Below are 20,610 nucleotides of genomic sequence, written 5' to 3' on the forward strand. Positions count from 1 at the left end.
CGCGCAGATCGGTTCCTCGGGCGACGGCGCGCAGATCGGTTCCTCGAGCGACAACGCGCGGATCGGTTCCTCGGGCGACGGCGCGCGGATCGGTTCCTCGGGCTACGGCGCGCAGATCGTATGTTCTGGGGAGAATACCACCGTCGCATTCGCTGGCCGACACGGATCAGTCAGTCTTGGCAAAGGCGGCGCGGCATCTCTGGTATGGCACGATGGCAACCGCAATCGCTTTATCAATATCTACGAAGGCGAGGATGGTATTGAGGCTGGTGTTCTCTATGCCATCAAAAACGGCAAAGTGGTGAGGAAGTAATGCCTCCCGTCCCCGACAACCACCTAACCCGCTTTCTCGGCATGGCCATCCTCGGTGTCATGCTTCTGGGCACGGTGTTCTACGCATTCGCCACTGTCGTAATGCCCTGACACGCCCAGGCCACCGGGATTGCGGTCCCGGCAGTCTGGCCGAGTTGGCCGAGTATTTTCCAAGTAATGAGAGGAATTGATTATGTGCAGTAATCTTCCTGACGGTTGTTCGCAGGCTGATATTGATCGTGCAATGGGCGGCGATTGGCCCGCATGGGTTGAGGACGAATACCAGAGGTTATGTGAGTATCGCGCGTCTCTGGCTGCCCTGCGCGATCAGGCGCGTGGGATTGATGCCCGGTTCCACGATGTCAGCGACATGACCGGCGGCAAGTATGGCGGCGCTCTGGATGATGAAATCGTCATGGCGAGCAAGGCGATCAAGGATTTCCCGGAAGCGGTCGAGCGCATCGAGGCCGAAGAACGGTCGGATGCCGCTTTTGACCGGGGCGACATGCGCCGGGCCGAGCGGATCGAGTGCGCAGCATGACCAGCCAATACGAGCAGCCCCTCGACAACATCTATGAGGGCCTGTCGCGTGCGGAGATCGTTCTGCGCCGCGACATCGCACGGGAAACGCGCCCCGAGATCAGGGCTGACCTTGAAGATGATCTGGCGCACGTCTGCAAGGCCCGCAAAAGCCACTCCTTTTTGGCGGGAGAACTGCCATGACCTTCACCCTGACAGAACACCAGCGCGTCCGGGTCAACCGGCGCACCATGATGAACCATTTGGGGAGGAAGGGGCTGTGACATACGAACAGCGTCGGGCTTTGGTAAACAGTCTGAATGAACAGTATGGCGGGAACTGGGACAGCCGCGTGCGTGACGATCTGGAAATCCCCGCGTGGCCGTTCCCTGATTACAACGCCGTGTGGCTGCCGGGTGGGCAGAGGGTGGCGTTTGTTGAGGGGGGTGTGTGATGGCGGACCTCGCAGCAGTCATGGACAAGATCTACGTCGAGCAAATTGCCCCGGCCATTAAGACATTCAACGCCTCGCGTGTAGCGTCCAAAGCACCCGGCGCGAACATGGACCAGATCGCTTTGGAACAGATCGCCATGCTGGAGTTGTGGTCGAAGGAGAGTGAGGCGCAGGCAAAGGCGCTACGACAGGCCCTTGTCATGGAAATGGAAGATACTGGCGTCCTGTCGTTCGCTGGTGATCACCATACTGGGAGCCTATCTACCCCTCCTCAATCTTTGACTGTGACTGATGAAAAGGCCCTGCGCGCCGCGCGCCCCGACCTGTTCGAGCCGCAGCCGGACAAGCTGAACCGAGCCGAACTGACCAAGGCCCTTAAGCGGGGCGAACAAGTTGAAGGAGCCACGTTGAGCAACGGCGGCGCGATGCGCCTCGTGATCCGTGGCAAAAAAGGAATTGCAGCATGAACGCAGTAGTAACCACCCAGAATGGCACGCAGGTCACTGAACGTGAACTTATGGACGTGCTCAAGAATAGCCTTTACCCCGGTGCTGCCGATGCGTCCGTGATGATGGTAATGGGCTACTGCCGGGCCGCTGGTCTAGATGTGATGAAAAAGCCTGTGCATATCGTTCCTATCTGGAACAAGGATGCCGGACGCATGGTCGATGTGATTATGCCTGGCATTGCTCTTTACCGCACAGAAGCCGCACGCACGGGGGAATATGTCGGGAAGTCCGAGCCTGAGTTCGGCCCCGACAAGACAGCAACCCTCAGCGGCATAGAGGTTACGTTCCCATCCTGGTGTCGGGTGACGGTGCGCCGCCTTGTGCATGGCAAGATTTGTGAGTTCACGGCGAAAGAGTTCTGGCTGGAGAATTATGCAACGGCCAAGCGCGATACACAGGCACCAAACGCCATGTGGAAGAAGCGGGCTTATGGCCAGCTTGCGAAATGCACTGAAGCGCAGGCGTTGCGCATGGCCTTTCCGGAGCAGACAGGGGGCACCAATACCGATGATGAAATGTCTGGGAAGGACTTTTCTGGCGAGACGGTAGACCTGACGCCGCAGGCCCGGCAGGTTGAACAGCGCCCGTTTAACCACATTGCCTATTTCGAGAACAAGTTGGCCGACTGCCGTAATATCGCATGCGTGGATGCCTTGTGGCAGAAGTGGAACGACACGATTGAAAAGGCCAAGGCGGCTGGTCGTCCCATCGCACCGGAAACCATTGAGCGTGTTCAGGAAATGCTTGGTGAGCGCATGGGCGAAGTCGCGCAGGCCGAACGCCAACAGGCTGAAGAACTGGCTAGCGCGCCAGTTGAGGAACCGGTGGCATGATCTCCGACGCTGCCGAACCCGACTACCTGGCAACCCGGCTGACGTGGATGGAGCAGGTCGAACTTCACATGAGGGCGCACAACTCCGCGCCCCTCACCCTTTGCCAGAAGCGCCGGTTGCACATTTCCCGCGATAACGGCCTGACCCCATGGGAAGCGTTCGAGCAGATCGTGGGGGCTGATAATGTGTGGTTCTGACGAACTGATCCACGACGCGCGGCAGATTACTTTGGAAGAGATGATTATGACGAACGAAACACCGATGTATCTTGTGCCGGGGCGGCTGACGGATGAGCAGCGAGATAAGATTGTCTCGATTATTGTGGATTGCTCTGACCCCAAAACTGATCTGATCGGATCAGAATTGCAGGCATTCCGTGATATGGCGGATCGTGTAGTTGCCGCCATTCTTTCGGGATATGGCCCCATCCAGCCGTGCGCGGATGTGGAGACGGTTGGCTTCGTCCCCGACAAATCTAACCTGTTTGTCGATAAGCGTTTACCCATGACGAACATATATCGTTCTGCTGGCGATCCTTGGCCGGTTCCTTTGGTCCGCCGCACCGACATGGAGGCGCAGGTTGCCCGTGTGGCGGCGGAGAAGGATGCGGAGATCGACGACATAAAGGCGCTCCTTCGCCCAGTCCTGACAAAGCTGGATTATGCGGCTCACGAGTTGGAACAGACAGAAGATGCCCAGTCTGTCCACCAGTTGGCCCATATCTGCCTTTCGCTTCTGTCTGATGAAGAAAGCATACGCCAGAGTGCGCTTGTTGAATTGACAGCCCTCAACGAAGGAGCGGCGGGATGAGCGACTGGAACGGCCTGCCAGATCAGCCGGAGCGGAGTGGGTGGTATTGGCTTGCTGGTCGTTACTACCCTGACATGTGGGTATTAGACCTTTGGAATGGGAAAACAAGAATGTGGGGTGACGGAACTATGTCACCTGAACTGTGCGCTCAAAGGTGCATTTACGGCGGTCCGGTCCTCACGCCACCCGAACTCGCGCAGATGCGGAAGGATGAGCGGGGGCGGGCTGCCAAAGTCGCTCAGGAAATCAGCGTTCATTATTACGCACTGGGTGACGCGGCGGAAAATGATGTGGATGTCGTGGCATTTGAGGAACGTATGTTTGCCGCAGATGAATGTGCCGTCGCCATCCGCGCCCTAACCGACGATGAAGGGAAGAAGTCGTGAGAAGTCGGGAAGAACAGATCGACGACCTTGCCGTGGTAATGATGGATGAAGGAGGCAAAAAAGAAGCCTCCTATGCATTCTCTCAAGAGACGATTGATGCCGCCATCCTGCTCGGGCGTGAACTGGAGCGCGCGGAGATGGCTACGGATATTCGTGATGCGCAGCGGTGGCGGACTCATGTTCGTCTCCTGTTCAAATCAGGCCGGCATACCGTGGCGCATATAAATGAAGCCATCCGATATGTTGACGCGGCCATGAACGCGGAGAACGGACAGTGACCGTAACCCTGACAGGCATCACCAAGTCTGTGGTGCCAGGCGTCGATACCCCGGCCCAGCTTCTCGCCTACTGCGCCCGCGTGTCCAGCACAGCCAACCAGATGAACCATGAAACCGGGCCAAAGTTGCTGCGGTTTCTGGTTGAGCGCCGGGAGTGGTCGCCTCTGGAAATGATATCTCTGACTATGGAGATCGATACTACGCGCGACATTGCACGTCAGATCCTGCGGCATCGATCCTTCTCGTTTCAGGAGTTCTCCCAGCGCTATGCGGTGGTGGATGACCTTGCCGTGTTACGTGAGGCGCGATTGCAGGACCATAAGGACCGGCAGAATAGCATCGAGACGGATGATGAGGAATTGGCGGTCGGATGGGAGGATATGCAGGCCCGCGTCAATATCGCCGCTGATGACGCCTATAGCTGGGCGCTGGAGCACGGCATCGCCAAAGAGGTGGCTCGCGCCGTACTGCCCGAAGGCATGACCCCATCACGCCTCTACATGGCCGGAACGCTGCGGTCATGGATGCACTACTGCGCGCTGCGATGTGAGCGGAAAACCCAGAAAGAGCACCGGGAAATTGCCTTCGACGTGGCCGATATCCTGCGCGAGCAGTTCCCCGATATTGCCGACCTTATCCCGAGCCGGGAGGACGAAAATTGACCGAACAAACCCACACCCCCTACCAGCGCGGCCGCCGGGCCGCTGAGCGTGGAGCGCCGCGAGAGGTGCCCACTGACGTTGATTTTGGCACATATCGCGGGGAATGGCTTGAAGGCTTCGACAGCATCCACGGCACACCCGCAACACGCGGAGCACACTACCAGGCCGGGCAATTTCAGGCATGGGATGTGAGCCGCTACCTGTCTGGCGACATGGCGCAGGCTTGGCAGTATGTCTATCGATGCGGGCGGAAGGGGTCGGAGCAGGATGCTGTTACGGATCTTCGGAAGGCCGTGGACTTCATTGAGGACTGGCTGGCCCATGATCCTGAACCCAATCAGCGCGCTTCTACCGGCGACATTCCCGATGAGGTGTTTTTCACGCTGGATCAGTGGCGGCTGTTTGCTCTGAACGACATTCAGTATGCCGATCACAATGGAGCTGCCGATACGGCAGAGAGTGCCGTCAAGACGATCAAGCGCGAGATCGCGCGGCGGGAGGCGGCATGAGGCTCCGCACTGACAGCCATTTCGGCTTTTTCTACAAAGGCTACCGGGTGGAATGCACCAGCAACGTCGCGCGGATTTTTCTGCGCGACAAACTGGTAGGGCAGTCTCGGGCCATCTCTCGCGCCGCTATCGAGCGGGACGTTGAGCGCGTGATTGCTGGGGAGGTGGCATGACCTACAATCTGCGCGTGGCTGGCGGCCTGACTGAACCGCTGGAACTGGTCGCCCAGAACCGATACCGGGTGTTCCTTCGGTGGCGCGGGGAGATTGTCGCGGCGCGTACGCAGGCCTGGCGCGCGTTGGTGGAGAGTGGGCGCGTGGTGGAGGTGGGGAATGGGTGACCTTCTCGAACGGTGGGTAGGGCCATCATCTCTCGCCAAACGGCTGGATACAACACCGCGCAATCTACCTCGGTATGTGGCTGAGGGAAAAATTCCCCAGCCCAGTTACCACCTTGGCCCCAAAACTCCACGCTGGGATATTCACGCCGTAGATGCGCTGATGCTCAAGCGTGCCGGAATTTCAACATCAAGGGATATGGACGCGACAGTTGCCAAAATTTGCGAAGAAAACCGACAATACGGGAGACGTAAAGGTCGTTCGCAAGCGACTGGCTGACGGAACGGTTAAGGAATACCGATATCCAAAAAAGAGAGGTCAGGCGGTTAGGGCAGGGTCGTCGATTGGAACCGTTGGGCATGTCCTCAGCTTATATTATTCCAGCCCAGAGTTTTCGCGCATCAGTCCAAAGACGCGAGAAAATAGGCGTATATACCTGATGGAAATGGAAAAGCTGTCAGCAAAGCCATTACGTGACATAACACGCAAGATATTAATTGATATTAGGGATAGCATTGCATCAGGTCGCGGCCATGGAGCGGCTAACGGGTTTCTATCAATCACCAAAACCTTCTTTGGATGGGCCATAAGCCGGGAATGGGTAGACATAAACCCCGCAATGTCGATTGCGTCTTTGCCACGGGGATCACTTCCGGCATGGACCAAAGATGCCGTCCAGCAGGCCGAGAAGACACTGGATGAGTCTCTGTGGCGTGTCGTTGTCTTAGGCGTTTTTACAGGACAGCGGCGGGGAGATTTATGCCGGATGCAATGGGACGATATCCGGGAAGGTTTTATCCATGTTCATCAGCAGAAAACCGGAGTGCAGTTAAGGATTCCGATCCATCCGGCGCTGGCTGCCAATCTGGAGAAGTGGAAAGGACCATCTCCATATATTCTGACCAGTAGAACTGGGGTTCCATGGCAACCTGGGGTTCTATCAACAGCAATGTATAATGCAGCGAAAGAAGGAAAAATTCCCAAGGGTCTGAATGTTCACGGTCTGAGAAAATTGGCTGCCACGCTCCTTGCTGAAGCTGGGTGCACCACACATGAAATCGCTGCCATTACTGGACATAAAACTCTGGCCATGGTCCAGCATTATACCCTGTCTGCAGATCAGGAACGACTTGCGAAAGGGGCTGTAAACCGCATGGAAACCGATTTTTGGAAACCGCAAGAAACTGAAAAATAAGTCGTTGATTTATCTAAATTAATGCATTTTCGAAGAGGAGGTCATACAGACAAGTGGCAAGAAAAGCTTGGGCGAAGCACGTGCCAGCCTGACCAAATTCATTACCACCATCATCATCGCGGTATTCATAGAAGGACTGGTTGGTGTTTTTGAAACCAATACCGGCGCGCCATCCGATATCCTGTATCCCGCCAGCCTGCTGGTGGTGGCGACGATGATTGTCATATCCCTTGGCGTGTTCCAGCGCCTGAGCGTGGATGCCGAACGCAAGAAGAAAAAAGTGGGCGGGGAGGAATAACGCCCTGTATCCGGGCGTCCCTGCACATGGCGGGACGCCCGGTCGGGCTGGCCGGTTATTTACCGGTCGGGGCCTGCTTTTGCCCCTGATCGGGAATGGCCGTTTCAGCAAAGTCTTCCGATACGAAGACAAGGCTGTCGAGAACCTGCTGCAGTGCTGCCGATGCGTCCTGCGGGTGGCGCGCCTCGGTAAAGACGGTGGCACGGTTGACCGCGCCCAGTGTCTGGTCCAGCGGTGCGATCGCCATGATGAAGTCGGCATCTTCCGCCACGACCTGCAGCGTCTGCGCGGCCTGCTGGGTCTTGCCTGCCTTCAGCTGGTCATTGGCGGTGGAAATGGCGGCCTTCTTTTCCGGCGCCAGTGTTTCGCTGCCAATGACTTCACCACCAACCGGCACCCACGCGACCGGCGTCGTGCCTGCTACATGCCCGCTGGGGGCGGGATGCTGGGGGGCTGGCTGCAGGCTGTTTTCAGCGGCCATGAATTTGCCATTTGCCTTGCCCGCGGCGGTCAGGCGCTTTGTCGCGTCATACAGCGCGGGAATGGCGGCATCGGTCTGGCCTGCATCCAGGATCTGCTTTGCATTCAGGATATCAGCCATCGCGCGCTGGCCATCAGCGGACAGATGATTGAACGCACGGGTTGCCTTGTATTTTTCCCAGTCCGTATGCAGCGATGCCGCATGCGCGCCAAGTGGCGCTGCAACCAGTCCGGTCACGACGGCCAGTGAAGCAATAAGACGCATGATTTTCCTTTTTTCGCAAACATGTCAGGTCACTGATCAGCCCGATCGCTGATCCCATCCGGTATTGTTACAAAAAATTGCTCCCCGGTCCATGCCTATTCCCCGCCGTGACGCGGTTGCCGCCCCGTCGTGGGCTATGCCATGATCACATCCGGACAGAACAGAGGAAACTTTCATGTTTACCCATATCGTCATCGGTTCGAACGATATTGAAGCCTCGAAAAAATTCTATGACAGCACCTTTGAAGCCCTCGATGTGCCGCCGTCGGAAATCAATGCCAAGGGGCGTCTGGTCTATGCCGATCGCACCGGCCGCCTGATCGTGACCAAACCGGTCAATGGCCAGCCTGCAACCGCCGCCAATGGCGGGACGATCGGCCTTCACGCCCATTCGGAAGACGCCGTGCGCGCGTGGCATGCAGCGGGCGTGGCCAATGGCGGCGTAACGTGCGAAGACCCGCCGGGCATCCGTCACCATGAATCAGGCGACCTCTATCTTGCCTATCTGCGCGATCCGACCGGTAACAAGCTGTGCGCCATGTATCGCGTGCCGCCAGCATAACGCCATATGGTCCCTGCATTGGGGAAGAGGTATAAAAAAATAACATAGTGATGAAATATGAAGGTTTCCGGGCGTCGCCATTCTTTTTAAAGGCGACGTTTTCTGGAGATATTTGAAAAACCTTCACCATACATCTCTTCAGGACGTGTGGACTGTTTCATTATTCGTCTTTTGAAACAGGTACTGAGCGGACATATCGTGTTCCCGCGTTCGCCCTGCACGCCCTGACGTGCATGAAACAGAGGCATGACCACCCGCTGGTGGGAAAAAACCCATGCACTATCACGATGGGTCGCGTCATCCTGATACTCTGGTCAAGGGGCGCAGGACATATTATCCTGTTTCCGTAACAAGCCCCTGAATAACATCGGAATAGACAATGACGCGCCAGACCGTTCCATCCATCATGTCATCGCGGCGGCATAACCGGCGCTTCATGCCGGTCGTGCTTGCGGCACTGGCGATACCAGGATGGGCACACGCCACCATGGCACGTACCCTGCCGACAGCGGCCCCGCCTGCCGCCGCACCCGACATGCTGGGATCGACCTGTACTGCGGTACATGGCCAGATGGGCCTGCGGGTATCGCTTATGTTCGGGATGTATCGCCCGCACGGTAAAAAAATTACGAAACAGGAATGGAATGATTTCCTGCGCGATACTGTAACGCCGCGTTTTCCCGCCGGGCTGTCGGTGTTTCAGGCAGACGGACAGTGGCAGGATCGTGAAACAGGACGGGTCGGGCATGAACCCAGCCATATCATCTGGATTGTCACCCCACAGATCCCTGACCTGTCCGACCGCATCGCGGCCATCCGGCAGGCCTATACCACCCGTTTCCAGCAGCAGTCCGTTGGGCTGTCCATTACGGCAGGCTGCAGTTCGTTCTGACAGCCTGCCGGGACTGACCGGTCAGATACCGCCGGAAATGGGCAGGTTGACGCCGGTCATGTAACTGGAATCATCACTGAACAGGAACGCCACCACGCCGGGAATTTCGTTAATGTTGCCATAGCGCCGCATAGGGATGCTGCCGATCATCTGCTGCGCCACTTCCTTGGGATCGGTGGAGAAATACTGGCTTCCGGCCTTCGCCTGAAGTTCCACCTGCCGGTCCCACATGAAGCCCGGCCCCATAAAGGCAGGGCTTATGGCGTTGACACGGATATTGTATGGGGCCAGGTCCTTTGCCGCCACTTCGGTCAGGCCGATAATGGCGAATTTGGATGCCCCGTACGCCGCCATGTTGGGCGGTCCCTGCACGCCTGCCATGCTGGCGGTATTGACGATCCCGCCAGATTTACGCGCGACCATATGCCGTGAAACATGCCTGAGCACATGGAACGCGCCGCATACGTTGATCTGCATGACGCGGGCGAAGTCGGCTGCGGGATACTCCTGTACCGGGGCGAAAGCGCCCTGATAACCGGCATTGTTGAACAGAAAATCGATCTTTCCCAGTTCTGCCACAACGGTTTCGACCGTCTGCCGGACCTGTTCATCATCCGTTACGTCACAGGTATAGATATTAATGCGCACGTCATGTTCAAGCAGTGTCGCACGCGCCTGTTCCAGCTTGGCCGTATCAACATCCAGCAGCGCCAGATCAGCGCCCTGACTGGCCAGGCGGGTCGCCACCGCCAGGCCGATATTGCCTGCGGCGCCGGTCACCACTGCTACTTTTCCTGAAAATAAAAGGGGAACACCAGACATATGTATTTCCTTGGTCACAACGGGTCCGGATTGAAGAAAGAAACGACAGCACGCCTGTCCTGCCTTACCCGGCCCGGACAGTACAATGGCTTCCTGCCCTAACGGGTTCCCTGCGCGCCGACTATAGGAAAATGTGAACAGGACCTATCTGGTTGTCTGCATAAAATTCATGCCCTGCGGGATCAGGGAAAATGCTGTATCCGGCACTCATGGTCCTGCAGTTCTTCGCCTGACGCAAGATCACCGTGGGCAATATCGACACGGTCATCCAGCATCACGAAAGCCGTCTGCCCATCGGGCTGCCTGACGGCGGTAATCACCAGTGTATGCTGTCCCATTTCCCGTGCCGGGTCTGCCAGATCGTGCGCAAGCAACCCGAAGGGCCGCGCACCTGACAGGTCCCCCACACTGATCAGACGGGCACGATAGGCATGCCCGGCAAGTGGCAGGTCAGTCCAGTCGCGCCCAAGACGTGGCGATGCCCAATGCAGCGCCACCTTGATATCGGGACGGATGCAGTCAACATGGATATGCAACTGGTTCTGGCTGCGCCCGTAGGCCGAATTGATGGCCAGGGACATATCCTCTGGCGGCAGCGGATGGGGTAGCCTGCCATTGACACGAGCCGTCTGCCGCCATGCATAGGCAAAGTAGTCCGGCGCATCCGGACGCGTAACAAGGGGATCTTCCACACCCGTGACCCGTTGCGTCGGGATCACCAGGTACTGCCCCACCCCGACACGGTCCTTCAGCACGGCGTAGCCGGCATGCGTATCGGTTTCCTCACACGGTCCGGCATTTGCCTGCACCGCGCATTTTTCGTGCACGATATGCCACAGCACATCGGGGGAGCTACCGGCACGGGCAATACAGCCACAGACCAGTGCCCCGGCCATGATACCGATTGCCCATGTGATCTTCTTCATCCCGTTTCCCCGCCTTCAGCCCACATGCACATGCCCCCATTTCCCGGCCCGTCGCGACATAGCTGGACGGCATGACAGAAAACGGGCTGTCACACACGCATCCCACTGCCGCCATGGGATTGATAATACCGCCGACCTTCAGCCCGATCATGGCATACTCTCCACCCTTCATGAAGACGCGGATCATACGGTCACTGACGGGGCGGATTATGACTGTTCCTGGATGCCGGAGACGACTGCAGCCGATCAGGATGGCCCACAAATTCATGGAGAATTCGGCGGAACGTTTTTTTCGGCAAGGCGGCATGTCCTGAAGCTTTTTGCACAGAGCCTCACCAAAAAACCTTCATGATTTCATTTCACCTTCAGGCGTTGATCAGGGCCAGCCCTTCGGCAACTGATACGAATTCATTTCCGGTATCCACCCGCTCCGCCCCGAACCGTCGATTGAACAGGTCGCGCACGGCAGGCACAAACGATGTACCACCCGTCAGGAAGACCCGGTCAATCGCGGTAGCAGGCAGTTGCGCCCGTTCCAGCGCCAGCCCCACCGCATCATCAAACTGCTTCAGATCGGGGGCAATCCAGCCTTCGAATTCCGCGCGCGTGATTTCACGATTTATGTGCACGTCACGGTGGTCATACCGCAGCACCGCCCGGTCGGCAGTAGACAGGTCCCGTTTTGCCGCTCCCACCGCGCGATACAGCGCCTGCCCCTGCTGGTCATCAATAATATTCATCAGCGCGCGCAGCCTGTCGGGTTCGGACGCGGTGCGGGCGACATCCGCGATATCACGCAATGTCTGGGGGGTGCGCATCAGCGCCAGGCGGTGCCAGCGCCCAAGGCTTGCATACCATTCGGCCGGAACCGGCAGCGGCTGCCCCCCCATGACGCGATAGGTGGAATGGCGGCCCAGTTCCGGCGCAATGACATTGTCAATGATACGGTAATCGAACTGGTCGCCCGCAATGCCGACACCGGCATAGCCCAGCGGCGTGGCGTGGCGCAGGTTGGCAGGATCAAAGCGCAGGATGGAAAAGTCGCTGGTGCCGCCGCCAAAATCGCCAACCAGCACGGTTGCGGGCGCATCCAGCCGTCGTGCGAAATGCCAGCCTGCCGCCTCGGGCTCCAGCGCCACGTCAACATGGTGGAATCCCGCCGCGCGGAAACTGTCGCGCAGGCGCTGCTCCCCCAGTGCATCATCTGGCCGTTCGCCCGCGAAATGCACGGGGCGGCCCACCGTGGCCGTGACATCGGCCGGGTCGATGCCAAGCGTGCGCGTAAGGCATGTCAGGAAACTGGCGATCAGCATTTCCAGCGTCATGACCTGTCCCATCAGGCGGGTCTGACGGAAGGATGCCTGCGCCAGATAGGATTTCATGGACATGATCAGCCGACTGTCAGCCGGGTCTTCCAGATAGGCGTCGATTGCCGCCGCCCCGATCGCTTCATGCAGGGCGGATCGACCCGGCATCCCCTCCTCCCGCCACAGGCACAAAAGGGTGCGGCAGGTTTCGGAAGGCGGATGATGGGGAAAGGAAAACCGCGCGGGATATGGCCGCCCCTGCGCATCAAGCAGGACCACGACAGTGTTGGTCGTGCCGAAATCTATGCCGAGCCTGACGCCCCGATTGGATCCGATGGAAGACATACCGCCTCAATAGGCATGTGCCGTGCGCATGTCCATCGGCTGGCGGGCGTTTTGTGGTCCTTCTGCATTCAGGACCCCGACGGCTTTCCCGTCATGAGCCAGAGCATGAGCGCAGGCAGGAAGAAAAAAAGCCCCGTGGCCGCCAGCAGCCACGGCATAAGGAACACCACATCCGTATGCAGCACGAAGCGGCAGATCAGGTTTGCGATCCCCAGCATCGCCACGACACAGAAAAAAGCGCCCGCGTTCATCAGCAGCGTCCGGCCGCCGTTAATTTCCCGGAGTTTCTGTTCCATCATACGATCCCTCGCCTGTCCCGTGCGCCGGTACCCCCGACCGGCCTGCTGTACCCCAAGACCACGCGGGTTGGAAGCCACACGCGCATGCCACCGGCCCCAACGCGCCGGGGCGGACTGGATGACAGACGCTCACGGCGTTCTGTCATCGGGCCGGATGTAGCCATCGGTCAGGGTGCGCAGGAACGCAACGATATCATCAATTTCAGCATCCGACAGCGCCGGCCTGTTGCCCGGACGGGGCCCAAAGGGCGGGTCCATGTTGATGTTGTCGTGATACTGCGCAGGCAGATCATCATACATGCGCACGCGACCATCCGCGCCGGTCGGGTACCACATCCCCGGCCGCGTATCCCGCAGGGCATAAAACGCCACGGCCTGCCGCAGGGAATGCATGACGCCATTGTGGAAAAATACCCGTCGCGTCGCCACGTTGCGGAGCGATGGCGTGCGAAACAGACCGCAATATTCCGGGTAGTCGCGCAGGTCCGTGCGGTCGGGACCGCACAACCCCAGGTCAAAATAGCCGGGATCACGGTTCAGCGTGATATGCGTGTTACGCGGCACACCAAGGGCGATAAAGCCGTAATCGGTAAACTGCGGGGGCGTGCCATCATGCCCCGGCGCGCTGATATGGCACGATGCGCAGTTTCCCTTGTCTTCCTGCTCAAACAGGCGCAGCCCGCGTGCTTCCTGGGCGGACAGTCGTGCCCGGCCCGCCAGCACCGCGTCGTATTTGCTGGTGTATGGATAAAACAGCCGTTCATCCTGCTGGTAGGTCGCAAGGGCTTCCGCCACCATCGCGAAGCGGGCATCCGTATCGCTATCGGCCGGCAGCAATGCGTCAAGACGTGCGCCATAGCCTGCGGCCCAGACCCTGCGGACCACGTCCGCCCTGCTGGCATTCGCCATTTCATAGGGCGACAGCAGGGGGATGCCCGCCTGCGCCTGAACGGTGTCGGCGCGGCCGTCCCACGTCAGGCCGCCGGTGGGGCCGTTATCGATACTTTCATCGGCTTCATCTTCCGAGTCATAAAAATGCTCGGTAAACTGGGGTACGTCCTGCAGGTATTTCAGGGACGGCACGGCACGATGGCCGCCAGCCTGCACGGATCTGTCATTGGCCTGCGCAAAGGCGTGCCCGTCCGCATGACAGGACGCACAGGCCATGCGCCCCGATGAGGACAGCCGCAGGTCATGGAACATGTCCCGGCCCAGCGTGGCCATGGCCTGCGCCCGTGCACGTGCCTGCAGGCGCGACAGGGCCACAATTTCGCCAGCCCGCCCACCGGCATCGGGCAGGAGCATGGACAACAGCACCAGAAGGATAGGCAACAGGCAGGCCCAGCGTGACATGACCCGATATGTCAGGGAAGGCACCTGTTTCCGCTCTCCGTTGCCGTGGCGTCAGGGGCCGGAGGGCCGGATGACGCAGGCCGCGATGTTACGATGCGCCAACCATCAAGTCAAAACCCTTTCCCGTTTAACGGAGCAGCCCACGCCAACATGCCGGTTCAGTCCGCCACGGGGCCTTCGTCTTCCTCATCGGGTTCCAATGGTTCGACCAGTCCATCCTTGTCCGGATCAATGGGTTCTTCCTCATCATAATCCGGGCCGGGATCTTCGGGCAGGTCCAGCGGCTCCTTCTCATCGGGTTCACCCTGCCCGGGGTCATGGCCCGGATCATCGATGGGGGGGCGCGGCACGACCGAAGCAGGCCGGAAGGGAATGGTATCCAGTGGTGTTCCCGTTTCCTCAATCATGAACATGGCATGTCTCCATTCATGGGTCAGCATGCAACGGGCACGATGAAAACGGGTTTCGCCGCAGCGGGGATATTTTCAGCCCATGACCGCGCGCGACAGCGCGGGGAAACTGACCTCCGCCATGATATGATGGCTGATCCATGTCCCGCGGGCTGACACGGGGCCATGATGGACATAGTATCGACCGGCTTATTTCAGGAGAGACGATCATTGCCCGAAAACAGGCGTAAAATCATCATAGACACCGACCCCGGTCAGGATGATGCCATTGCCCTCATGCTGGCGCTGGCGTCTCCCCACCTTGAGGTGCTGGGGATTGTCAGCGTGGCGGGCAACGTGCCGGTCGCGCAGACGGCAACCAATGCATGCAAGATCCTGGAACTGGCGGACCGCAGGGACATAAAGGTTTATGCGGGCTGCGCACGCCCGCTGCGTCGCCCCCCCATCACCGCCGAGCATGTGCATGGCCAGAGCGGCATGGATGGCCCCGTCCTGCCCGCCCCCACCATCGCGCTACAGGCACAGCACGGGGTAGATTTCCTGATCGACACGATCCGCGCGCACCCTGCCGGCACCATAACGGTGGTCACGCTGGGTCCCATGACCAACCTTGCCATGGCGCTGGTCAAGGCGCCGGATATCGCGCAGCGGGTGGAACAGGTCGTCGCCATGGGCGGGGCCTATTCCGAATGCGGCAATATTACCCCGAATGCCGAATTCAACATGTTCGCCGATCCCGACGCCGCCGATATCGTATTGCACGGCCAGATCCCGCTGACGCTGCTGCCGCTGGATGTAACGCATCAGTTCCTGGTCACACCACCCCGTCTGGCACAGCTGCGCGCCATGCCGGGGCGGTGCGCGCAGGCAGCGGCCAGCATGCTGGGCTTTTCCGAACGGTTTGACCTGAAAAAATATGGCTGGGATGGCGCGCCCCTGCACGATCCCTGCACCATTGGCTGGCTGCTGGCACCCGACCTGTTTTCGGGGCGGGAGGTCAATGTATCGGTGGTGGTCGATGGTCCACTGATGCAGGGCGCCACGGCCGTGGACTGGTGGCACGTGACCGACCGGCCCGTAAATGCCCGTTTCCTGAGGCATGTGGACAGCGATGGCCTGTGGTCCCTGCTGGCCGGCCACCTGGCGCGCCTGCCCTGACGGCCATTCCGGACCGCATGTTTCAGGGGGCGCCCCCTTCCGCCAGGCAGGCGGCGCCCCCTGAAACGTTCCGAAACGGCGTTACCAGAGAATAGTCCGGTATCCTGCCCCCAAGTGGCATGGGCAGGCGTGGCCCCGCACCTGCTGCCGCCACGGGGAGCGTATTCCCACCTGACCTGATAACAATACGTTCAGCCGGACGCATCGGCACCCTTCCCCCATCATCATCTGGAAAAGCCCGGCAGCGGTTCATGGCCGTGCCACATCGGCTTTTGCTGCCTGCCCGCGTGATATGTCCCGACATGTGCGCGAAACGTGGGATTTTCATATTTGCACGGGTTATGTGCAAAAATATGGACCCTCCATATCACCGTTCGGCCTTGTGCTTACGGCAAATTACACATAAACAATCGTGGAGAAGTGCCGAAAAGCACTTATTTTTTGGTGTAATTTGCATATGCAGCGATCAGAAACCGACAGGGCAGACGGCCCTTTCCCTGCTGGATGGACGACACCCCTGATCAATGACCATCAAGCCATAAAGCCCGAACGCCATGCATCTGCCTGAATCGATCAACCTGCTTTACGTGCTTTCCGGCCTGGGTGTCGGTTTCCTTGTCGGCATGACGGGCGTGGGGGGCGGGTCGCTCATGACGCCCCTGCTTATCCTGCTGTTCAAGGTGCATCCGCAATCAGCTGTCGGTACGGACCTGCTGTATGCGGCCCTGACCAAGACGGTGGGCACGCTGGCCCATGGCCGCCGCCAGTCCGTGGAATGGCGCGTGGTGGGACGGCTGGCCATGGGCAGCATACCCGCCACCATACTGACAATCGGCATGCTGCACTGGGCCGGCAGCCCTTCGGCACAGGTGACGCATGTGATTTCCGTGGCATTGGGCATCGCCCTGCTGATCACCGCGCCCAGCGTCCTGTTCCGCCAACGGCTGCAGACCCTGTCGCGACAGAAGGCAGGCAGCGTATCCCCCGCCATGACCGGTCGGCTGACCACGCTGCTGGGCGCGGTGCTGGGGATCATGGTCACGCTGTCTTCCGTGGGAGCCGGGGCCATCGGCATGGCGGCGCTGATCTTTCTGTATCCCAGGCTGGAGCTCCGCAGGCTGGTCGGATCCGATATTGCCCACGCCGTGCCGCTGACAGCGATCGCAGGCATGGGGCACTGGTGGATCGGGGATATCGATGTCGCGCTGCTGACCTCGCTTCTGTGTGGTTCCATACCGGGCATCATACTGGGCAGCCTGTGCATCGGACTGGTTCCCGATCGGGCGCAGCGGTTCATCCTGGCGGCGATCCTTGTGACCGTCGGGCTGAAGGTCGTCTGACGGTACCCACACGTATCGGGGGCAGGATCTTGCACTCGGGACGTAATCCATTACCGTGCCGCAACCATGGCAGGCGGGAGGCACGGGAATGGCATATGGAAAATACGCACTCATCCTCATCAGCATGGGCTACTGCTGTGTGACGTGGGCGCAGGCGGCGTCCGATGTGTCCGCAATGGAGATGCGACGGATCTTTGACACCCTGACCCTGCCGGATGCCCCGACACGCTATAACTCGGGTTCCGGCCTGCCAGGGCCGGATTACTGGCAAAACCGGGCAGATTACGTGATCCATGCGCGGATCGACACGCCCACCCATGCCCTGTCGGGGGAGGAAACCCTGACCTATACCAACAACAGTCCCGACAGCCTTGATACGCTGTGGCTGCAACTGGATCAGAACATATACCGCCCCCATTCCCGCGCGAGCTTCGTCAACCCCGAACGCCACGCGCGCACGACCGACGGGGTTACACTCGATTCAGTCGCCATCCTTCATGAAGGACACGAAATACCGCTCCAGCCCCATATATCCGACACCCGCATGCGGCTTGCCCTGCCCGGTGCGCCATTGCCACATGGACACAGGCTGCGCCTGCGCATCCGCTGGCATTACACCATCCCCGGGCCATGGGGCGGCCGCACGGCGGTAACGCCAACCGAGGATGGCGACATATATGAAATCGCCCAGTGGTATCCGCGCATGTGCGTTTATGACAGCCATCGTGGCTGGGACACGCTGCCGTATCTGGGGCAGGAGTTCTATCTGGAATACGGTGATTTTGATTATGCGGTCACAGTGCCGTGGAATTTCACGGTGGTGGGGTCGGGCGCGCTGCTCAACCCTGCCGCTGTCCTGACCCGGACCGAACGCGGGCGCCTGGCGCAGGCCGCCCGCAGCCGCGCAGCCGTGATGATCCGCACGGCGCAGGACGTGACCGCCCCCGACAGCCATCTGGCCCATGCAGGGGAAAAGACGTGGCATTTCCACATGGAAAACACGCGCGACGTTTCCTTTGCCGCGTCGCCTGCCTTTATGTGGGACGCGGCGCGAATGGACCTGCCGCCCGTTCGCCCCGCCCCCGGCATGCCGCCTGCGCCACGTCTGGCCATGTCGGTTTACCCACGCGCGGGACGCGGCCCTCAGGCATGGGACCGTTCCACCGAATACGTCCGGCATGCCATTGAATACTTTTCCCGCCAATGGTTCCCCTACCCCTGGCCCAATGCCATCAATGTCGGCGGGCATGGGGCAGGCATGGAATATCCGGGTATTGTCTTTGACGGGTGGAAAGACCGTGATGCAGCATTGTTCTGGATTACCACCCATGAACTCGGCCATGGCTGGTTTCCCATGATCGTGGGCAGCAACGAGCGACGTTATGCATTCATGGATGAAGGATTCAATACTTTCATTGACGCCTACGCATCCCGACATTTCAACCATGGGGAATACGCCCCGAAACAGGACCCGGAATTCGCACCACAAACCGGCCGACCTGCGGATGACATCATTCCTGTCCTGACGGACCCGCAAGCACCGCCCCTTATGACAGCAGCCGAACTGGTACCGGAAAAATACCGGCATTCGGTTTCATATTTCAAAAGCGCATATGGACTTGTGCTGCTACGTGAGCAGATACTTGGTCCCGAGCGGTTCGATACCGCCTTTCGGCGATATATTCAGGCATGGGCATACCGCCACCCGACGCCATCGGATTTTTTCCGAGTAATGGAAAGTGAAAGCGGGGAAGATCTGGGCTGGTTCTGGCGCGGCTGGTATTTTGAAAATGACTGGCCCGATTATGCAGTGTCCGATCTGTCCTATATCAATAATGACGCCCAGCAGGGTACGCAGGTCAGCATACGCACATTGGGTCGGCTCATGCTGCCAATAACGCTACGGCTGGAATATGATGATGGTACGCATGCCGATCAGGTTATCCCCACCGAAAGCTGGCACCAGACGGATACGCTTACGGTGACCTTTCCCGGTGGCCCGCCCGTCCTTCGGGCTGTTCTTGACCCGGACCATACCCTGCCCGAACCGGACCGCGTGAATAATATACGCAGCATGAAGTAAAGCCGTCATCCCACGCGGAGCTGCGTGCGCATGGCCTGTGACGATATTTGACCATGGAACTTGATGAAAAATTTCAGACGTCGCGTTTTTCAGGAAGCGGTGCTCTCCAATGCTTTGAAACAGGCGTCGCCGGAACTCTTCATCCAATCTGGACGATCATTTTGTAAACAGGTTTTCAAGATAGTTTTCGACCAATGAATGGTCCCGGTTCCATCCGCCTGATCGCCATATATAATGGGGGACAACACAAAAATGAAAAGCCATATATGGCGTATCATATCGTTACATTGATAGTTCAACAAAACAGATCGGCTGCCCTGCCCTGTCTACTGGCGTTTCTTCCATGTGCATGAAATCTGGACATGAAGCCATGCTGCCAAGACGGACACCACAAAACCGGCCACATGCAACATGGGCAAGTGGAAGGGCGCGCCTTTTCCTTTGTCATTACATATGAGAAATTTTCTTTTCCATTCCCCACAAACATAAATGCCCAGCCTGCGAACAGGCTGGGCATTTATTATGTCATAACGTCTGATGTTATGCTTCTGCGTCAGCAGCTTTCTTGCGGCGCTGCCGGGTCTTGCGGGCAGGCTTTGCCGGGGCAGCTTCCACAGGGGGGGCTTCCGGTTCCGCCACGACCTTGCGACCCAGACCGATCTTCTGGGCCAGGGACGAACGATGCGCGGCATAGTTGGGCGCGGTCATCGGATAATTGGCGGGCAGGCCCCATTTTTCACGATACTGTTCGGGGGTCATGCCGTACGCTGTCTGCAGGTGGCGCTTGAGCATTTTCAGCTTCTTGCCATCTTCCAGACAGATCACGTAATCAGGAAATACTGATTTCTTGATCGGCACTGCAGGCTGAAGCGGGGCGGGTTCGACCGCCTTTTCCACGCCCAACCCCTTCAGCGCAGTATAAACCGTTTCGATCAGGGTGGGGATCTGCTCAATGCCAACGGTATTATGGTTGGTATGCGCCGCCACGATCTCTGTCGTCATGGATACCAGTTCGGTATGCGGAAGATCTTTATTATCCAATGTCTGGTCTTTCCTCTGTCGATTGATGTCCGGGGACCTCTCTCCCCTATCAGTAATAATCATGTGTCTATTATGCAACCACAATAATAGCCTTCTGCCGCGTATTTTTTATATATCCCCCATTAGAGCCCGATCCGAAAGTTTTTCAAGCTTGACAATGCCTTGCTGTCCGTCGTGTGAGCATGCGGATCGAGGCGATCAATGTCCATGCGGTTGAGGACGCA

The 20,610-nt window shown here is 58.7% G+C and carries 29 protein-coding genes and 1 pseudogene; 22 read left to right on the forward strand and 8 right to left on the reverse strand.

Features of this window, described 5'->3' with window-relative positions; translation table 11 throughout:
* The 17 genes and pseudogenes from CFR80_RS19385 to CFR80_RS12375 form a co-directional block, all read left to right on the forward strand.
* Positions 1–313, forward strand: a 313-nt coding sequence (locus tag CFR80_RS19385; RefSeq protein ID WP_220032744.1) for a hypothetical protein, incomplete at its 5' end; no start/stop codon positions are given.
* Between the two features lie 243 nt (positions 314–556).
* Positions 557–853, forward strand: a complete 297-nt coding sequence (locus CFR80_RS12315; RefSeq protein WP_258367791.1) for a hypothetical protein — start codon at positions 557–559, stop codon at positions 851–853.
* Entirely contained in the window at positions 850–1,035 is a 186-nt protein-coding gene (locus tag CFR80_RS12320) for a hypothetical protein (RefSeq protein WP_019092192.1), read from the forward strand. The genes CFR80_RS12315 and CFR80_RS12320 overlap by 4 nt, the downstream gene beginning before the upstream one ends.
* A 76-nt stretch (positions 1,036–1,111) precedes the next feature.
* Positions 1,112–1,285, forward strand: a complete 174-nt coding sequence (locus CFR80_RS19390; RefSeq protein ID WP_181418222.1) for a hypothetical protein — start codon at positions 1,112–1,114, stop codon at positions 1,283–1,285.
* A 20-nt stretch (positions 1,286–1,305) separates the two neighbouring features.
* Entirely contained in the window at positions 1,306–1,752 is a 447-nt protein-coding gene (locus CFR80_RS12325; protein WP_258367792.1) for a siphovirus Gp157 family protein, read from the forward strand.
* The gene (gene bet, locus CFR80_RS12330; protein WP_110507469.1) at positions 1,749–2,627 is read left to right on the forward strand and encodes a phage recombination protein Bet; all 879 of its coding nucleotides are present in this window, start codon (positions 1,749–1,751) and stop codon (positions 2,625–2,627) included. The genes CFR80_RS12325 and bet overlap by 4 nt, the downstream gene beginning before the upstream one ends.
* Entirely contained in the window at positions 2,624–2,824 is a 201-nt protein-coding gene (locus CFR80_RS12335) for a hypothetical protein (protein ID WP_110507470.1), read from the forward strand. The genes bet and CFR80_RS12335 overlap by 4 nt, the downstream gene beginning before the upstream one ends.
* Complete coding sequence (locus tag CFR80_RS12340) at positions 2,811–3,437, forward strand: hypothetical protein (RefSeq protein WP_110507471.1); 627 nt, start codon at positions 2,811–2,813, stop codon at positions 3,435–3,437. The genes CFR80_RS12335 and CFR80_RS12340 overlap by 14 nt, the downstream gene beginning before the upstream one ends.
* The gene (locus CFR80_RS12345) at positions 3,434–3,823 is read left to right on the forward strand and encodes a hypothetical protein (RefSeq protein WP_110507472.1); all 390 of its coding nucleotides are present in this window, start codon (positions 3,434–3,436) and stop codon (positions 3,821–3,823) included. The genes CFR80_RS12340 and CFR80_RS12345 overlap by 4 nt, the downstream gene beginning before the upstream one ends.
* Positions 3,820–4,101, forward strand: a complete 282-nt coding sequence (locus CFR80_RS12350; protein ID WP_110507473.1) for a hypothetical protein — start codon at positions 3,820–3,822, stop codon at positions 4,099–4,101. Before CFR80_RS12345 ends, CFR80_RS12350 begins: the two co-directional genes overlap by 4 nt.
* Complete coding sequence (gene thyX / locus CFR80_RS12355) at positions 4,098–4,763, forward strand: FAD-dependent thymidylate synthase (protein ID WP_258367793.1); 666 nt, start codon at positions 4,098–4,100, stop codon at positions 4,761–4,763. The genes CFR80_RS12350 and thyX overlap by 4 nt, the downstream gene beginning before the upstream one ends.
* The gene (locus tag CFR80_RS12360) at positions 4,760–5,272 is read left to right on the forward strand and encodes a hypothetical protein (RefSeq protein WP_146221645.1); all 513 of its coding nucleotides are present in this window, start codon (positions 4,760–4,762) and stop codon (positions 5,270–5,272) included. The genes thyX and CFR80_RS12360 overlap by 4 nt, the downstream gene beginning before the upstream one ends.
* Positions 5,269–5,445 carry a hypothetical protein gene (locus CFR80_RS19395; RefSeq protein ID WP_010516223.1) on the forward strand — a complete coding sequence of 59 codons (177 nt, stop codon included), beginning with the start codon at positions 5,269–5,271 and terminating at the stop codon, positions 5,443–5,445. The genes CFR80_RS12360 and CFR80_RS19395 overlap by 4 nt, the downstream gene beginning before the upstream one ends.
* Positions 5,442–5,612: a hypothetical protein gene (locus tag CFR80_RS19400; protein ID WP_010516225.1), complete on the forward strand. Its 171-nt coding sequence runs from the start codon at positions 5,442–5,444 to the stop codon at positions 5,610–5,612. The genes CFR80_RS19395 and CFR80_RS19400 overlap by 4 nt, the downstream gene beginning before the upstream one ends.
* Positions 5,605–5,889 (forward strand): helix-turn-helix transcriptional regulator, encoded by a 285-nt coding sequence (locus CFR80_RS12365; protein WP_083819134.1) that lies wholly within the window; start codon positions 5,605–5,607, stop codon positions 5,887–5,889. The genes CFR80_RS19400 and CFR80_RS12365 overlap by 8 nt, the downstream gene beginning before the upstream one ends.
* Before the next feature lie 160 nt (positions 5,890–6,049).
* The gene (locus tag CFR80_RS12370; RefSeq protein WP_232272573.1) at positions 6,050–6,805 is read left to right on the forward strand and encodes a tyrosine-type recombinase/integrase; all 756 of its coding nucleotides are present in this window, start codon (positions 6,050–6,052) and stop codon (positions 6,803–6,805) included.
* Positions 6,806–6,836: 31 nt separating this feature from the next.
* Positions 6,837–7,103, forward strand: a pseudogene (locus CFR80_RS12375) (hypothetical protein); the annotation flags it as partial.
* 55 nt (positions 7,104–7,158) lie between these two features.
* On the opposite strand, the gene CFR80_RS12380 reads toward CFR80_RS12375, so the two are convergent.
* Positions 7,159–7,848, reverse strand: a complete 690-nt coding sequence (locus tag CFR80_RS12380) for a YfdX family protein (RefSeq protein WP_010516230.1) — start codon at positions 7,846–7,848, stop codon at positions 7,159–7,161.
* A 175-nt stretch (positions 7,849–8,023) separates the two neighbouring features.
* Between CFR80_RS12380 and CFR80_RS12385 the strand changes: the two genes are divergently transcribed.
* Both CFR80_RS12385 and CFR80_RS12390 read left to right on the forward strand, forming a co-directional pair.
* Positions 8,024–8,410 (forward strand): VOC family protein, encoded by a 387-nt coding sequence (locus CFR80_RS12385; protein WP_010516231.1) that lies wholly within the window; start codon positions 8,024–8,026, stop codon positions 8,408–8,410.
* Positions 8,411–8,789: 379 nt separating this feature from the next.
* Positions 8,790–9,302, forward strand: a complete 513-nt coding sequence (locus CFR80_RS12390; protein ID WP_010516232.1) for a DUF3574 domain-containing protein — start codon at positions 8,790–8,792, stop codon at positions 9,300–9,302.
* Between the two features lie 21 nt (positions 9,303–9,323).
* Here the strand turns inward: CFR80_RS12390 and CFR80_RS12395 are convergent, their stop codons facing one another.
* The 6 genes from CFR80_RS12395 to CFR80_RS12420 form a co-directional block, all read right to left on the reverse strand.
* On the reverse strand, positions 9,324–10,124 hold the full coding sequence (locus CFR80_RS12395; RefSeq protein WP_029329718.1) for an SDR family NAD(P)-dependent oxidoreductase: 801 nt from the start codon (positions 10,122–10,124) through the stop codon (positions 9,324–9,326).
* Positions 10,125–10,306: 182 nt separating this feature from the next.
* On the reverse strand, positions 10,307–11,050 hold the full coding sequence (locus CFR80_RS12400) for a CDP-diacylglycerol diphosphatase (protein WP_042659008.1): 744 nt from the start codon (positions 11,048–11,050) through the stop codon (positions 10,307–10,309).
* Between the two features lie 365 nt (positions 11,051–11,415).
* Positions 11,416–12,702, reverse strand: a complete 1,287-nt coding sequence (locus CFR80_RS12405; RefSeq protein ID WP_010516236.1) for an Hsp70 family protein — start codon at positions 12,700–12,702, stop codon at positions 11,416–11,418.
* A 68-nt stretch (positions 12,703–12,770) separates the two neighbouring features.
* Entirely contained in the window at positions 12,771–13,079 is a 309-nt protein-coding gene (locus CFR80_RS12410) for a hypothetical protein (protein WP_232275950.1), read from the reverse strand.
* A gap of 51 nt (positions 13,080–13,130) precedes the next feature.
* Positions 13,131–14,306 carry a cytochrome-c peroxidase gene (locus tag CFR80_RS12415; RefSeq protein WP_373636476.1) on the reverse strand — a complete coding sequence of 392 codons (1,176 nt, stop codon included), beginning with the start codon at positions 14,304–14,306 and terminating at the stop codon, positions 13,131–13,133.
* 206 nt (positions 14,307–14,512) lie between these two features.
* Entirely contained in the window at positions 14,513–14,767 is a 255-nt protein-coding gene (locus CFR80_RS12420; protein ID WP_042659009.1) for a hypothetical protein, read from the reverse strand.
* A gap of 165 nt (positions 14,768–14,932) precedes the next feature.
* Here CFR80_RS12420 and CFR80_RS12425 point away from each other — a divergent pair, with 165 nt between their 5' ends.
* From CFR80_RS12425 to CFR80_RS12435, 3 genes are all read left to right on the forward strand, one after another.
* Positions 14,933–15,922 (forward strand): nucleoside hydrolase, encoded by a 990-nt coding sequence (locus tag CFR80_RS12425; protein WP_042659012.1) that lies wholly within the window; start codon positions 14,933–14,935, stop codon positions 15,920–15,922.
* Positions 15,923–16,476: 554 nt separating this feature from the next.
* Entirely contained in the window at positions 16,477–17,262 is a 786-nt protein-coding gene (locus CFR80_RS12430; RefSeq protein ID WP_010516241.1) for a sulfite exporter TauE/SafE family protein, read from the forward strand.
* Positions 17,263–17,350: 88 nt separating this feature from the next.
* The gene (locus CFR80_RS12435) at positions 17,351–19,345 is read left to right on the forward strand and encodes a M1 family metallopeptidase (RefSeq protein ID WP_010516242.1); all 1,995 of its coding nucleotides are present in this window, start codon (positions 17,351–17,353) and stop codon (positions 19,343–19,345) included.
* A gap of 540 nt (positions 19,346–19,885) precedes the next feature.
* On the opposite strand, the gene CFR80_RS12440 is transcribed toward CFR80_RS12435, so the two are convergent.
* On the reverse strand, positions 19,886–20,386 hold the full coding sequence (locus CFR80_RS12440) for a MucR family transcriptional regulator (RefSeq protein ID WP_010516243.1): 501 nt from the start codon (positions 20,384–20,386) through the stop codon (positions 19,886–19,888).
* Positions 20,387–20,610 lie beyond the last annotated feature (224 nt).

It is taken from the genome of Komagataeibacter oboediens, from assembly GCF_003207815.1.
GTDB lineage: Bacteria > Pseudomonadota > Alphaproteobacteria > Acetobacterales > Acetobacteraceae > Komagataeibacter > Komagataeibacter oboediens.